Source organism: Streptomyces phaeochromogenes, assembly GCF_001418655.1.
In the GTDB taxonomy this organism is placed as follows: domain Bacteria; phylum Actinomycetota; class Actinomycetes; order Streptomycetales; family Streptomycetaceae; genus Streptomyces; species Streptomyces phaeochromogenes.
Genome location: NZ_LIQZ01000094.1, coordinates 33,497 through 46,344 on the forward strand (window position 1 = coordinate 33,497; position 12,848 = coordinate 46,344).

At 69.6% G+C, this 12,848-nt stretch carries 13 protein-coding genes; 5 read left to right on the forward strand and 8 right to left on the reverse strand.

All coding sequences use genetic code 11. The features are described 5' to 3' along the window. Positions 1–83: 83 nt before the first annotated feature. Entirely contained in the window at positions 84–716 is a 633-nt protein-coding gene (locus AOK17_RS13785; RefSeq protein ID WP_055612720.1) for a DUF1707 SHOCT-like domain-containing protein, read from the forward strand. An 80-nt stretch (positions 717–796) separates the two neighbouring features. Here the strand turns inward: AOK17_RS13785 and AOK17_RS13790 are convergent, their stop codons facing one another. Next, positions 797–1,759 carry a LysR family transcriptional regulator gene (locus AOK17_RS13790; protein WP_055612721.1) on the reverse strand — a complete coding sequence of 321 codons (963 nt, stop codon included), beginning with the start codon at positions 1,757–1,759 and terminating at the stop codon, positions 797–799. Positions 1,760–1,882: 123 nt separating this feature from the next. On the opposite strand from AOK17_RS13790, the gene AOK17_RS13795 reads away from it, so the two are divergent. Together AOK17_RS13795 and AOK17_RS13800 are read left to right on the forward strand one after the other, a co-directional pair. After that, positions 1,883–3,130 carry an MFS transporter gene (locus tag AOK17_RS13795; protein WP_055612722.1) on the forward strand — a complete coding sequence of 416 codons (1,248 nt, stop codon included), beginning with the start codon at positions 1,883–1,885 and terminating at the stop codon, positions 3,128–3,130. Between the two features lie 252 nt (positions 3,131–3,382). Then, entirely contained in the window at positions 3,383–4,120 is a 738-nt protein-coding gene (locus tag AOK17_RS13800) for a hypothetical protein (RefSeq protein ID WP_055612723.1), read from the forward strand. 57 nt (positions 4,121–4,177) lie between these two features. On the opposite strand, the gene AOK17_RS52180 is transcribed toward AOK17_RS13800, so the two are convergent. Then, a complete protein-coding gene (locus AOK17_RS52180; protein ID WP_245697143.1) occupies positions 4,178–5,092 on the reverse strand; it encodes a helix-turn-helix domain-containing protein in 915 nt (304 codons plus the stop codon). A 141-nt stretch (positions 5,093–5,233) separates the two neighbouring features. Between AOK17_RS52180 and AOK17_RS52185 the strand changes: the two genes are divergently transcribed. Then, positions 5,234–5,815, forward strand: a complete 582-nt coding sequence (locus tag AOK17_RS52185; protein WP_245697145.1) for an AMP-binding enzyme — start codon at positions 5,234–5,236, stop codon at positions 5,813–5,815. A gap of 29 nt (positions 5,816–5,844) precedes the next feature. Next, on the forward strand, positions 5,845–6,477 hold the full coding sequence (locus AOK17_RS13815; protein WP_157881322.1) for a hypothetical protein: 633 nt from the start codon (positions 5,845–5,847) through the stop codon (positions 6,475–6,477). A gap of 95 nt (positions 6,478–6,572) precedes the next feature. On the opposite strand, the gene AOK17_RS13820 is transcribed toward AOK17_RS13815, so the two are convergent. The 6 genes from AOK17_RS13820 to AOK17_RS13845 all read right to left on the reverse strand — a co-directional run bounded on the left by AOK17_RS13820 (position 6,573) and on the right by AOK17_RS13845 (position 12,767). Then, on the reverse strand, positions 6,573–7,124 hold the full coding sequence (locus AOK17_RS13820) for a CbrC family protein (protein ID WP_055612725.1): 552 nt from the start codon (positions 7,122–7,124) through the stop codon (positions 6,573–6,575). An 85-nt stretch (positions 7,125–7,209) separates the two neighbouring features. After that, a complete protein-coding gene (locus AOK17_RS13825) occupies positions 7,210–7,530 on the reverse strand; it encodes a hypothetical protein (protein ID WP_055612726.1) in 321 nt (106 codons plus the stop codon). 141 nt (positions 7,531–7,671) lie between these two features. Further along, positions 7,672–8,673 carry a glycoside hydrolase family protein gene (locus AOK17_RS13830; protein WP_055612727.1) on the reverse strand — a complete coding sequence of 334 codons (1,002 nt, stop codon included), beginning with the start codon at positions 8,671–8,673 and terminating at the stop codon, positions 7,672–7,674. Between the two features lie 66 nt (positions 8,674–8,739). Continuing rightward, positions 8,740–10,038 carry a TRAP transporter large permease subunit gene (locus AOK17_RS13835; protein ID WP_055612728.1) on the reverse strand — a complete coding sequence of 433 codons (1,299 nt, stop codon included), beginning with the start codon at positions 10,036–10,038 and terminating at the stop codon, positions 8,740–8,742. A gap of 3 nt (positions 10,039–10,041) precedes the next feature. Continuing rightward, on the reverse strand, positions 10,042–10,641 hold the full coding sequence (locus AOK17_RS13840) for a hypothetical protein (RefSeq protein ID WP_079053003.1): 600 nt from the start codon (positions 10,639–10,641) through the stop codon (positions 10,042–10,044). Then, the gene (locus AOK17_RS13845; protein WP_055612729.1) at positions 10,638–12,767 is read right to left on the reverse strand and encodes a hydantoinase/oxoprolinase family protein; all 2,130 of its coding nucleotides are present in this window, start codon (positions 12,765–12,767) and stop codon (positions 10,638–10,640) included. The genes AOK17_RS13840 and AOK17_RS13845 overlap by 4 nt, the downstream gene beginning before the upstream one ends. Positions 12,768–12,848 lie beyond the last annotated feature (81 nt).

The window sequence follows — 12,848 nt, forward strand, 5'->3', positions numbered from 1 at the left end:
TCATGTCGCGATATGACGCTAGTCTTCTATTCGCGCCGCTGCCCGCGTCGCGCGCAGACGTTCGACAGGACCAGGACGGAAGCATGTCGGGAGAGATTTCGCCCACCGGGAAGCACTCCGGCTCGTCGCCCGAGCTGCGAGCCTCCCATGCGGACCGGGACCGGGTGGTGGATGTGCTGCGTATCGCGGCGGGGGACGGCCTGCTGACCGCGGACGAGTTGGACGAGCGCCTGGAAACCGCCCTGTCGGCGCGGACTCTGAGTGAACTGGCCGCGCTCACCGCCGACTTGCCGCCCGTCTCGGCCGCGACCGGCACGACCGTGGCCGAGGTTAAGGACGTGGTCCGGATCGAACAGGTCCACAGCGGCGCGATCGAGCGCCTGGGGCGCTGGGTGGTGCCGCGGAGGATGGAACTCGCGGTGACGTTCTGCGCGGTGACACTCGACTTCACTGACGCAGTGATCACTCACGACACCTTGCGAATCGACCTGGCCATGACGGGCAAGACCCTGACGCTGGTCACGAGGCCGGGCGTCGTGGTCGATACCGATGGTCTGCAGCTGGTGCACAGCAGGGTCAAGTACCGCCAGACTCCGGCGAATCCTGACACGCCGGTCACTCTGCGAGTGGAACTGGTCGGTCAGAAGGCCCACGGCCGCGTGGTGGTGCGGCCCCGGCGCCGGACGTTCGGGCAGTGGCTGCTGCGCAGGACCTGATCCCTTTCCGCAGGCGCTTGGCTCCACCGTCGTGAACTGTTGGCGAGGCGAGCTGTGCTTGCGGCCCTCGACCGTCGGCGTCAGGTGTGTTCGGCGGTTCCGTCGCCGCGGCGTGGTGTCGTTGCCCAGGAGGGGAGCCAGGTCGTGTCGGGGAGCGGTGTCAGGCTTCCGAAGTGGTTGATGATCGCCCGGAGTCCGGGGTGCGGATTCTCGCGGGGGAGGATGAGCGAGAGCGGGTACGCGAGCGTCGGATTCACGACCGGGATGCGGCGCAGGTCGTGGTTCGTCGGCCAGATGTACCGGTCGCGCGAGCCCACGAGGGTTGCCACGTCCGCGGAGTCCGCGAGGATGTCGAGGAGTACCTCGTTGCCGAAGTTCGGCCCCGCGGCGTCGATGCGCAGGTCGAAGTCGGTGGCCAGCTGATCGTAGAAATCCGCCCATTCGCTTCGCGGCGCGATACCCGGCACCCAGATCCGGTGCCGGCGCAGCTGGGCCGGTGTCAGTGTCCGTGCGGAGGCGAGCGGGTGCCTCGGGCCGACGAGGAGTTCCAGCGGGGAGTCGAAGGCGTGGATCATCTGCACGTCGCGCGGCAGCGTGGCCGGGTCGGTGACCGAGCGGAACGAGGCGTCGATATCGCCTGCCTGGACGGCGGCGACCGCCAGACGCGGATCATTGACCCTGAGGGTCACCACGTCGAGGTCGGTCTCGGGATGCGACCGCCAGTAGTCGTGCAGGACGACGGCCTGCGCGGATCGCAGGCCGAGAACGTCGATCCGAAGGGCCCGCGAGCCCGGTCTGATCGCGGTGATGGCGCGATCGACACCCGTGACGATGCTCCGGGCATGCGGGAGGAAGGCCTGGCCGTCCAGTGTCAGCTCGACCCCTCGGGCGGTGCGGGTGAACAACCGGACGTCCAGTTCGCGCTCCAGGGTCGCGATCCGCTTCGACACGGCCTGTTGCGTTACGCCGAGCTCGTCGGCCGCGTGTTGCAGCTGTCCGAGCTCGGCCGCGCGGACGAACGATCGCACCGCCTCGGTATCCATTGGTCGAGCATAGACGTGCCCAACTGATGGTTGTGGCTCGCCCGGGAGTCGGTTGTTTGATCCCGCGCCGGTGCGTCCGGTGTGATTCAGCGACCCGAACATCGGTCGTCACGAGGGAGTCACATGCGCGTGCGGTTGGGGCGCAGTTTCGGTTGGCTGTGGTCGGCCTACGCCGTCAGTACATACGGTACGTGGCTTGCCTTCGGCGCGTTCCCGCTGATCGCGGTCCAAGTGCTGCACGCGTCGGCGCTCGCCGTGTCGGTGCTGGAAGCGGCCGGGCTTGCCGTCGCGGCGGTCGTCGCGTTCTCGCTGGGGCCGTGGGTCGAGCACCGGGCCAAGCGTCCGGTGATGATCGCGATGGACCTGATCCGGTTCGTCGCGGTGGCAAGCATCCCGATCGCGTACGTCCTCGGTCTGCTGTCGTACGGGCAACTGCTGGTTGTGTCGGTGATCTCAGGCACGGCGAGCATCGCCTTCTCTGCCGCATCCGGCGCCTACCTGAAGTACCTCCTCCGCGGTGATCACCTCCTCGTGGCGAACGGGAGATTCGAGGGAACGAGCTGGGTGGCGACCGCGGCGGGCCCGCCCCTCGGCGGTGCGCTCATCGGGTTGCTCGGCCCGGTCATCACGGTCATGGCAGACGCCCTCAGCTACCTGCTGTCCGCGCTCGGGGTCCTCCGCATCCGCGGAGGCGACATCGCGGCGCCTCGCGACCGGGCCACGAGATTGCGCGGAGCCGACCTTCTCTGCGGGTGGCGGTTCATCCTCCGCGACCACGTGCTGAGACGTCTGTTCCTCAACTCGATCCTGGTCGGCGGCCTGATCATGGCCACGGCCCCGCTGCTGTCCGTCCTCCTGCTGGGCCAGTACCACTTCCCGGCCTGGCAATACGGTCTCGCCTTCGGTATCCCGGCCCTCGGCGGCTTCGTGGGCGCCCGCCTCTCCGCGCGCCTCGTGACCCGCTACGGCCGATACCGGATCATGACCGTCTTCGGCTGGCTGCGATCACTCTTCCCGCTCGGTCTCGCGTTCGTCCGACCCGGCATCCCCGGACTCCTCACTGTGATCATCGTCGAGGGCCTGCTGATCACCTGCATGGGCGTCTTCAACCCGATCTACGCAACAGAACGCCTGCAGCGGACCCCCGTGGATCGCACCGCCCAAGTCCTCAGCACCTGGAGCGCCACCAGCAAACTCATGCAGGCCGCCCTGATGGTGATCTGGGGCTTCCTCGCCACACTGACCAGCCCGCTCACCGCGATCACCATGTCCGGCGTACTCCTGCTCGGAACTCCGCTCCTGCTGCCCAAACGGATACATCTGTCGGCCCCCGTGCCCGCCTTGTCGGCCGAAGAGGTCCGGGCAGGATGACGCACCTCAGTGCCCGGCTCAGGCCGGAAGGTTCCCGGCTCGCCGGTGTGGGCGGGGACGGCGTATTCGGGCCGGCGACCCACCGCCGCCATTGTGAGGCCCCTCGGTCGACCGGAGGGGGTCGGTAGAATCCGCACGTGCGTTGACCTTCCCGGCAGCGGCCAAGTGCCGCCGCAGACGGTGTGGGTGACCCCGATGCGTTTCGGGTCGCCCGGCTGGCATGCCCGTCATCACAACACCGGAGATCGCGCAATGACTGCTCAGCAGCCCATCACATACGACGCGTTTGTCGAACTCGCCGCCACTGATTCAGCAGTCGTCGGCCTCGTCCTCAAGGGGTCCCGCGCCCACGAGGGCATGACCACCGAGTACTCCGACCACGACCTGTACGTCGTCCTCGCCGACGGCGCGACGACAGCCCTCACCCGGTTCGCGGGGCACCGCACCCCAGAGCTCGACCTCGTCATCCTCTCCCTCGACGAGTTCCGCGCCGCCGGAATGCCCGGCTTCGAGAGGTACGCCCTCGCCCGCGCGCGGATCGTGCTCGACCGGCTCGACGGAGGCATCGCCCAGATCCTGGCGGGCAAGGCACGGTTCGACGCCGACGATGCCTTCCGGGAGGCGGGCGAGTGGCTCGATGCCTACGCCAACTCCCTCTACCGATCGGTCAAGAACGACCGCGACGGACATGCGCTCGCGGCCCGACTCGACGCCGCCGACAGCATCCGGTCTCTGCTGGAGTTGCTCTTCGCCCTCGACCGTCGCCCCCGCCCCTACAACAAGTATCTGGAATGGGAGCTTGCCCGATTCCCGCTGCCAGGGTGGGACACCGGCATGCTGCTCGACGCTTTGGACCGCATCTCAGGAATGGGCGACGTGTCCACACAGCGTCGTCTCTTCACTCAGGTCGAGGCGGTGGCCCGCCGGGCCGGGCACGGCGCGGTGCTGGACGCATGGGGTGAGGACTTGGACCTGATGCGACCGCAGTAGGGGCGAGCGCACGGCGAGAAGCTCTTACGCCTCCGAGCTCGACCTGTCGGAGTTGGTTCAGCTTCCGGCATGCCTGGTGGAGCGGGCGTACTCGGTGGGGGTCTGGCCGTAGCGCTTCTTGAAGGCCCGGATGAAGTGGCTGCTGTCGGCGAACTGCCAGTGGGCGGCGAGTTCCGAGACGCTCAGTCGGCCGGACGGTGTGGCGAGGGCGAGCCGGGCTTCTTCCAGGCGCCGGTGGCGGATGCAGGCGGTCGCCGACTCTCCTGTCGTGGCGAAGGCCCGTTGCAGCGTGCGTACGGAGACGTTGAGTTGACGCGCCAGCATCGGTGGAGACAGTTCGGGGTCGGCGAGTTGGCCGTTCGCGAGGTCCTTCGCGGCCTGGGCGAGTGCCGGGGCCAGCAAGGGTTCCGTGTCGTCGAACCGATGCAGCGCCACCGCCTTGGCCAGCTCGATCAGGCTGCTGTGCGCGGCCTCCACACCGGCCGGACTCAGTTCGGCCATCGTTGCGTGGACCATGTTCGAGTGGGCGGCCAGAAGGCGTACCTCGGCCGAGTCCGCCGATCCGGTCATGATCCTGTTCCCCGGCAGGGGTTTGAGCATCGCGGCGGGCAGGACGAGGACCTGGGCCGTCGTGTGGGGCACCGTCTCGAAGTGTGACGGCCGTCCGACGTGCCGGAGGAGGAACTGCCCGCCCGGGACGGTGTGTTCGGCACGATCGCGCGTGCCGCCCAACATCCAGGCTCCGCGCCGCACCACGTACATCCGCACCTGATCCTCAACGCCGCCCGGGTTACCCGCGGTCCGGATCGCCGACACTCCGTGGACATCGGTGATCGCCACATCACGTACTTTGGCGACGCGGCCCTTGACCACGGTGGCCTGATCGGACCTGCTCGCCGCACCCGCCGAGCCCGGCTTCGATTCGGCCCCGGCGTACTGCTGAACGTGGGCAGCGGCGGGACCGATGTGCACGGGAATCCTGCAAGGCAGTCCACTGCAGCCAGTCCGGGCGGGGGAGATCTCCGGCCCCTGCCTGGGCTCGCCGCCACCGCGTACGACGAGCAGGGCGACGAAGTGACCGACAGGCTCGGTGAGTTGGTCATCACCCGACCCATGCCCTCGATGCCCGTCGGCTTCTGGGGTGACACCGAGGGCGACCGCTACCGGGACACCTATTTCGACACCTATCCGGGCGTGTGGTGCCACGGCGACTGGGTGCGCTTCTCCGCGGCGACGGGCAGTTGCACGGTGGCCGGACGATCCGACGCCACCCTCAACCGCGGCGGGGTGCGCCTGGGCACCGCGGAGTTCTACCGTGTCGTCGAAGAACTGCCCGAGGTCGACGACAGCCTGGTTGTCCACCTGGAGGACCCCGTCGGCAGCCCCGGCGAACTGCTGCTGTTCGTCGCACTGCACGACGGCTCCGAGCTGGACGACGCCCTGCGCAAGCGGATCGAGACAGTGCTGCGCAACGCCCTCTCGCCGCGTCATGTGCCCGACAGCGTCATCCCCGTACCGGTGATTCCGAGGAACCGTACCGGCAAGAAGCTCGAACTCCCGGTGAAGAGGCTCCTGTTGGGAGCCGCGCTGTCCGAAGCCGTCAGCCGTGACACCCTTGCCGAGCCGACCTCGCTGGACCCCTTCACGGTCCTGGCCGCCGAGCGCCAAGTGCAAGGGTGGATCGGTCCGGCGTAGCCGGTGGTGTACTGCAGTACATGCCGCCCATGGACGAAGAACGAGAAGTGCTGAAGACGGGGGTCTTCCTCGCGGTGTTCTCGTCGGCGCTGCTCGTGGGGGTCGGGCTCTTCTGGGGATTTCCATGGCAGGTGTCGTTGCTGTTTGTCGTTGTCTCGGTCGCGATTGCCGGCCTGATCTCCGGTATGACGCTGGCCGGCGTGCGAAGCGCCGCACGTCGGAAGGCGTTGACTCACGGAGCTCTGGTCACGTGGGCCGGCCGCAACGAGGGGCGCTTCGGCATCACCGTGGCGGAGTTCACCGGCGACGCACAGGGGTGGGAGTTGCCGGCAAGTCCGCGATTCCGCGGTGAGTTGCTCGCCGTGGGCCGCCCGCAGGGCGTTGAGGTGGGCGTCGCCTGCTCTGTCGAGGACGTCGGCGAGGCGGGAACGGCAGTCACGGCGGTCCTGGTCCGTCTGCCTGGTCAGCGGTCGCCCGCACGGCTGAGCCGTCGGGAGATACGTCGGCTGGACCTGCCGTACGGCGTGGATTCGGTGGAGACGGGCGACCGCGAACTGCGCGTGCGGTACGAGGGCTGGCCGCACTCGCCTTCGGCGGTGGACGTGCTGGTCGACGCGGCCGTTCACTTGGCGGCGAACCCACACGATGTCGGCGACGCGTGACGCGTGACGCGTGACGCGCGAGGCGTGAGGCGTGAGGCGTGAGGCGTGAGGCGTGCCGTGGTGGCCGTCCGGCGGAACCTGTGCCCAGTGGCCGGCTAAGAGGCGTCGACGTAAGCGAGATGAGTGCCGCAGACAGTGCAGCGGAAGAGCATGGCGGATGCTCCCTTGCCCAGGTGCGTCAGGAAGTGCTCAAGCTTGGCTGCGTCGTGCCAGCCGCTCATACGCAGGTCGAGCCGGAGGTGGTCGAGAGCGTCGGGGTGTGCTGCCAGTTCGGTGTAGCCGACCTCGCCGAGGAAGGCGGTCGCGTCGTCGCAGTGGACGAGCCAGTGCGGATCCTGCCAGGCGTGGAAGCCGGGGGTACGGTGGGCGACCTCCTCCAGGGTCTCGTCGCTGATGCCGTCGAGCCCGTAGGCGTCGATGAATTCACCTTCGAACCGTTCGGCGGCGCTGCCGTCGGCGATGCACCAGGGGCAGAAGCTCCCGTCGACCTCTTGGGCGGTGTAGAAGGTCGCGGTGTAGATCCACCCTGTGCCGCGGTGGCAGCAGGCGCACTTCTCGGTGCTCGCGCGGATGGATCCGCTGGCGAGCGGGTCCGGGTGGTAACGGAAGACTGGCAGGCCGACGCTCACCGCTGCTGCCCGATCCATGAGCCGCAGCCCATCCCTGTCAGTGCCATGGGCTGCGGTCCGTCCTCAAGGAGATCTGTGATCAAGTGCGATGCCTCGCCGTGCCCTACTCGGTGTCAGGACCGTCGAGGAACCCAAGCAGCAGGGCGGCCTCCGCGCGGAGCCGTGCCGCTCGGTCGGCGTGCGCGGGTGCGGTCAACTGCTCCGCAGCCTCCAGCCGTTCGGCGGCCTCGGCACGCACGACATCCACCACACCGCGCTCGCTCAGCTCACACCGCGCCGCTTCGGTGGCGCCGGCACCGACCGGCGACTGCTCGAGGGCCACGCCGCGCAGCTCGGCTTCGTCCACGGGCGCCGCCTCGGCGTTGTCCAGAGCGGCGAGTGTTGACCGCAGGGCGCTCACCGCGGCCTTGTCACGCGCACGCATCGCTTCCGGCAGGGCTTGACGCATTCGAAGACGTACAGACATGCCGGTGACCTTACGGCGGGCGCCCCTGGACCCACAACGCGATATACGACGTGCAGCACCGGACTTGCCGTCAACTGAGGCGCCCTGCCTTGCCGGTGGTCAGCCCCGGGCCACCGCGATGGCCCCCGAGAGCCTCTCTCCCGCCTCGTAGATCATGTACGGGACGCCGCCGTCGGTGCCGAAGGAGGGTGCCGCGGCACGACCGTTCTCCGGAGCGGTGCCGCGCGAGTTGTAGAAGACGCCGAGGTGGGTCCGCTTGCTGAAGTCGTTGCCGACCTCGGTGATCATGATGTCGCCGCCGCTCTCCTTGTCCTTGTTGTAGACGACGTAGGTGCTGTTGTTGCGGTAGAGCAGGTGCGGGCCGCCGACGTTGACGGCGCCGACGTCGCCGTGCCGGACCAGCGGCTGCTGGTCGTAGGCCCAGGTGCGGCCGTCGGCGGACCAACCCCAGTGGATGTCACGGTGGTTGGTCGTGTTGTTGAGCATGAAGACCATCACGTAGCGGGCGCCGCGTGAGGGCAGGTCGTGGCGGAAGACCCGGGCGTACGACGTCTCGTTGGTTCCTGCCGGGAGCATGGAGGCCGACAGCACGACCTTGTCGTACGTGAAGTGGATCCCGTCGGCCGAGCGGGCGAGGCGGGTCGTGGTGTTCTCTCCGTGGAAGTACAGCCAGAACTCCTTGGCGTCCGCGTTCCACAGCACGTGGGGGGACGAGACATGGCTGACGGAGTAGTGCGGGGACCAGCTGTTGCGGACGATCGGGTTCGACGGGTACTCCGTGAACGGCCCTTCCAGCGAGTTGCCGTAGGCCAGGCAGATGCCACCGGGCGCGTCGTGCGGCGCGTAGTACAGGTAGTAGCGGCCGAGCGGGGCGCTCAGCTTGTCGTAGACGCCTCTGATGCAGGGGAAGATGATCTCGCCGGTCGGGTTGTACTTCAGCTGAGACGGCGTCAGAAGCGTACGTACGTATGTGTAGTCGGGGAATCCGCCGGGTGCTGCGGCCGAGGGCTGCGCGCCCACGGTCGTCCCGACGGCGAGGGCGGCTCCGGTGGCCGCGGTGGCGCGCAGGAAGAGGCGTCGGTCGAGGTGTTGCTCCTGCATGGTGGCTCCAATGACAGAAGGGTGGCGGAAGGTGTGTGGCTCGGCGGGCCCGAACGGGGCCCGGGCTCAGAGATAGGTGGCCGCGGTCACGCACAGGCCGCCGAGGGCGACCGCCCAGACGTACGGCAGGGTGCGCACCATGACTTGCTGGGGAGAGACGCCCGCGTACTGGGCGCTCCACACGGTCTGTGTGCTGGTGGGGTCGGCGACGCCGAAGACCTGGTTGTACGAGGTGGCCATGCCGAGGACGGCGACCGCGGGGTAGATGCCCGTGGCGATGAGGACGCCGGCGATGCCCGCGCCGAGCCCGAACACGTTGAGCGGGCCGCGGTAGAGGCACAGCGGGACGAGGAGCGTGAAGACGAGGACGAACACCACGGGGTTGTGCGGGCTGACGGCCTTGACGAGCGGTTCGAGCGCGTCGACGGCGCCGGGCAGTTTCACGGCCGCGAGCAGGATGCCGATGGAGATGAACAGGACGAGCGGCGGGGCGGCCACCTCGAAGCCGCCGTACAGGGTGCGCAGCAGCCGCTTGTTCATCCCGCCGGGCCGCGTCGTGGTGACCAGCGCGTACAGGACGCCCGCCAACAGCGAGGGGATGATGGCGAGTTCGAAGCCCAGGGCGAGAACGAGCGGGACGGCGGGGGCGAGCAGCGCGTACCAGGGCGCGTCGCCCAGCTCCGCGCGACGTGAACGAGGCTTCGCGCCGGAGGAGCCGGGGGAGTCGACGGCCTTGAGTGACCAGGCGTGCTCGGTGCCCCGCCTTCGCGTCTCGACGACGACGAACGCGAGAGCGGCGGCCAGGGCGAACGGGAAGAGCTTCACCATGAAGCCGCGCACGGTCGGGATCGGCAGTTCCAGCGCGGTCGAGAAGAACTGCCACAGCGGCAACTCGAAGGGGATGCCCACGGCGATGCCCATCAGGACCGTGCCCGCGGCGGTCACCTTGGGTACGCCGACGGCGATCATGGCGGGGATGCCGATGATGCCGGCGAGCATCGCGGCGGGCGCCGAGCCGGTCACCGTACCGACGAGAGCGGACACGGCGAGGACGCCGAGGGCCACCACGGTCGGGCGGTCACCGCCGAACTCGACGATCTTGCGGACGAGCGTGCCCGCGATGCCTGTCTCGTCGAGGAGCTTGCCCAGCCAGGACCCCAGAATGATCGCGATCATGGTGGCGGCCAGGGCCGGCGCGCCTTCCTGGAGGACGGTGTCCAGCACGCTGTTCTTGCCGGTGAACGGGGCCCCGGCGAGAAAGGCGATGGCGACGGCGAGCAGGGCCAGCGCGAAGGCGGTGGGTAGTTTGCGGGTGAGCATCAGGGCGACGCCGGCCGCCATGACGAGAAGGATGACGACACCCATGGGTCACTTCTCTCTTCCGGGCCGGGTGAGTTCCGCGCGCAGCGCGGCGGTGAGGAGCAGGGGGCTGCGGCCGAGTCCGCAGACGGTTCGGGCGTAGGCGTGCGCGGCGACTTCCTCGGCACCGGCGACATGACCAGCCAGGCGGTGGCGTCCGAGACGCAGCACGGTGTGGTCGAGCGCCTGCTTGAGCGCGGCCTTCGCGGGGCCGTGGTGGAGGTGGGCGTGCACCGCCTCGTGGGCCAGCGCGGCGGCGCGCACCGAGCCGGGCGGGTACCAGGCCCGCCAGCCACGGGCGTCGACCAACTTCTCGGCGAGGGCGAGCATGTCGGTGTAGAGCTCGACCGTCGGGGGCCGCGATGTGTAGCGGGCGAGCAGCATCCGCTCCAGGCCGTCGTCCCGTTCGACCACGCGAGCGGTGGACGGGACGGGTGCGAGCCGCGACCCGAACTCGTCGGCCCTGAGGGCCCATTGGCGCAGCAGCTCGCGGTCCCGGCCCTCGTGGGTGGGCGTGGCGGCCAGCAGTCGTACGCCCCATTCGATGTCGTCGACAGACGTGGGATCCATCAACTCCCGGTCGGTGGAGGCAAGTTCGACGGCCGTCATGACCGCACCTCCAGTACCGCGACCACCGGCTCGTCGGCTGCTCGGGCCCGCAACTCGCTGCGGGCGAGGGCCAGTAGAGGCTGGGGATCGAGGACGCCGGACAGGTCGGCGATGCGGGCGCCGAGCAGCAGTCGCAGGGCAGGGGCGCGTACCCCGCCGTCGCCGTAGGAGGTGGACTCGCCCACCAGCCGGGCGAGCACCTCCGGGGCGCCGGCCACGGTGGTGGTCTCCACGCGGGCGTCGGCGGCGTGGTGGCGTACGACGCCGTCCACGTCGACGATCCGGATGGGCCGACGGGTCGCCCGCAGGCGGCGGTGCGTCTCGGTGCCGTAGACGGTGTGGGCGGCGGTGCCCGCGAGGACATGGACCGCCGCGGGGTCGGTCTTGAGACTGGCCGCCGCGGCACGGAGCCGTTCGGTGTCGTCGGCGCGGTGGGACCGGTCCTGGGTGCGCAGTTCGGTGGCGCCGGTCGCGACCGCGCGCACGGTGTTGGTCTGCGGGTCGACGGTGACCTCGACCTCCACGCCTTCGGCGGCGGCGCCCTGGGCCACGACCGCCCGCTCCGCCTCGGCCCGGACGGCGAGGATCTGCTCCTGCGTGGCACCGGGCACGATCCGCTCGACCTGTTCCCGTACGAGCGCGAGCGCGACGCCGATGGGGCTGATGACCTCGTTGTGGCGGGCGATCCGGCCCTCCATGCCGCTGGTGTCGGCGAGGTGCGGGGTGACGGACGCGGCACCGCCGCCGCCACCGACCAGGATCGCCGTGTCCTTGTCCAGGCGGTAGTCGCGGATCATGGCGTCCACCACCGTCTTCACCTGGGCGATTCCCGCGTCGAGGATCCGCGTCGCCGCGGTCGTGACGTCGGTGCCGAGATGTGCGGCCAGCGGCGCGATCGCGGCACGCGTGCTCTCGGGATCGCAGCGGGCGAAGTCGCCCTCGGGGACGCGGCCGAGGGCATTGGCGGCACAGGTCATGGTGATGGCGAACCGACCGCCAGCCGCGTCGATCACGGCGTAGTCGGCGGGGTCGCCGTCCATGGGCCGGACGGTGTCCACCTTGGCGTCGCGCAGCTGGTCGGGGGAGGCGAAGCAGGCGTACGGCAGCCCCGCGATGTGGGCGCTGCGCGGTCCCACACCCGTCACCCGGCCGCCGCCGATCCGCACCATGGACCCACCGCCGACACCGACCGTGCGCACGTCGAGGGCGCTCAGATACGAGGTCTTGCCGAGAATGGTGGCGTGCCGGACGGCGACCTTGCCGCGGCGTACGACGCTGATGTCGGTCGACGTGCCCCCGGTCTCCAGGAAAACACCCTCGCTCACCCGCTCCTGCATCAGAGCGCCCGCGACTCCGGCAGCCGGTCCGGACAGGACCGTCAACAGCGGTCGGCGGCGCATCTCGTCGAGCGCCATCACACCGCCGTCGCAGCGCATCACCATCAGCGACGCGGTCACGCCCGCCTTGGTGATGGAGGCGTCGACGAGGTCGGCGGTGGCCAGCATCCGGGGCAGGATCGCCGCGTTGACGACGGCGGTGCGGGTGCGCTTGTGCAGCCCGTACAGCGAGGTGATCTCGTGCGCGGCGGTCATGGGCAGCCCGTACGGCCGTGCCGCGTCCAGGACGGCCTGCTCGCCCTCGGGACGGTCGACGCTGAACGGCTGGCTGGCGACGAGGACTTGAGCGCCCGCGCCCTTCAGCTCTTCGACCGCGCGGCGGACGTCTGCCGTGTCCTGAGGGTCGGTGACATGCGCGTAGACGAGCGGAAGCCTTTTGCCGGGGGCGAGTTCGAGCTTTCCGAACGAGGCGAGGCGGCGGGTGAGCACCGCTGCGGGACCGGTACCGATGCCGATCAGTCCGACGGTCGCCACGTCGCCCTCCAGGAGGGCGTTGGTGGCCTGGGTCGTGCCGTGCGCCAGGAAGGCGACGTCGGCGGGGGCAGAGCCGGTCTGCTCCAGGAGCCGGTCGAGCGCCTCGACGATGCCGTGCGCGACGCCGTCCTCGTGATGGTGGCTGGTGGGGACCTTGACCTGGCCCAGGAGTTCGAGGGTCGTGGCGTCGACGGCTACGGCGTCGGTGAAGGTTCCGCCCACGTCGATGCCGACGCGGATGCGGGGTGTGTTCATATCCGTGCACCTCCTTGTGCTGGATCGGTTCGCGCGAGTGGTCGCCGGGCGGGGCGGGTGGAGCCGCCGCGCCCGAACTCC

Excerpts from the sequence above, each read along its gene's own strand:
- AOK17_RS13830 (WP_055612727.1), bottom strand. The coding sequence starts at position 8,673 with ATGCAGGAGCAACACCTCGACCGACGCCTCTTCCTGCGCGCCACCGCG.
- AOK17_RS13790 (WP_055612721.1), bottom strand. The coding sequence starts at position 1,759 with ATGGATACCGAGGCGGTGCGATCGTTCGTCCGCGCGGCCGAGCTCGGA.
- AOK17_RS13820 (WP_055612725.1), bottom strand. The coding sequence starts at position 7,124 with ATGGATCGGGCAGCAGCGGTGAGCGTCGGCCTGCCAGTCTTCCGTTAC.
- AOK17_RS13795 (WP_055612722.1), top strand. The coding sequence starts at position 1,883 with ATGCGCGTGCGGTTGGGGCGCAGTTTCGGTTGGCTGTGGTCGGCCTAC.
- AOK17_RS13845 (WP_055612729.1), bottom strand. The coding sequence starts at position 12,767 with ATGAACACACCCCGCATCCGCGTCGGCATCGACGTGGGCGGAACCTTC.
- AOK17_RS13825 (WP_055612726.1), bottom strand. The coding sequence starts at position 7,530 with ATGCGTGCGCGTGACAAGGCCGCGGTGAGCGCCCTGCGGTCAACACTC.
- AOK17_RS13785 (WP_055612720.1), top strand. The coding sequence starts at position 84 with ATGTCGGGAGAGATTTCGCCCACCGGGAAGCACTCCGGCTCGTCGCCC.
- AOK17_RS13840 (WP_079053003.1), bottom strand. The coding sequence starts at position 10,641 with ATGACGGCCGTCGAACTTGCCTCCACCGACCGGGAGTTGATGGATCCC.
- AOK17_RS13800 (WP_055612723.1), top strand. The coding sequence starts at position 3,383 with ATGACTGCTCAGCAGCCCATCACATACGACGCGTTTGTCGAACTCGCC.
- AOK17_RS13835 (WP_055612728.1), bottom strand. The coding sequence starts at position 10,038 with ATGGGTGTCGTCATCCTTCTCGTCATGGCGGCCGGCGTCGCCCTGATG.
- AOK17_RS13815 (WP_157881322.1), top strand. The coding sequence starts at position 5,845 with ATGGACGAAGAACGAGAAGTGCTGAAGACGGGGGTCTTCCTCGCGGTG.
- AOK17_RS52185 (WP_245697145.1), top strand. The coding sequence starts at position 5,234 with ATGCCCTCGATGCCCGTCGGCTTCTGGGGTGACACCGAGGGCGACCGC.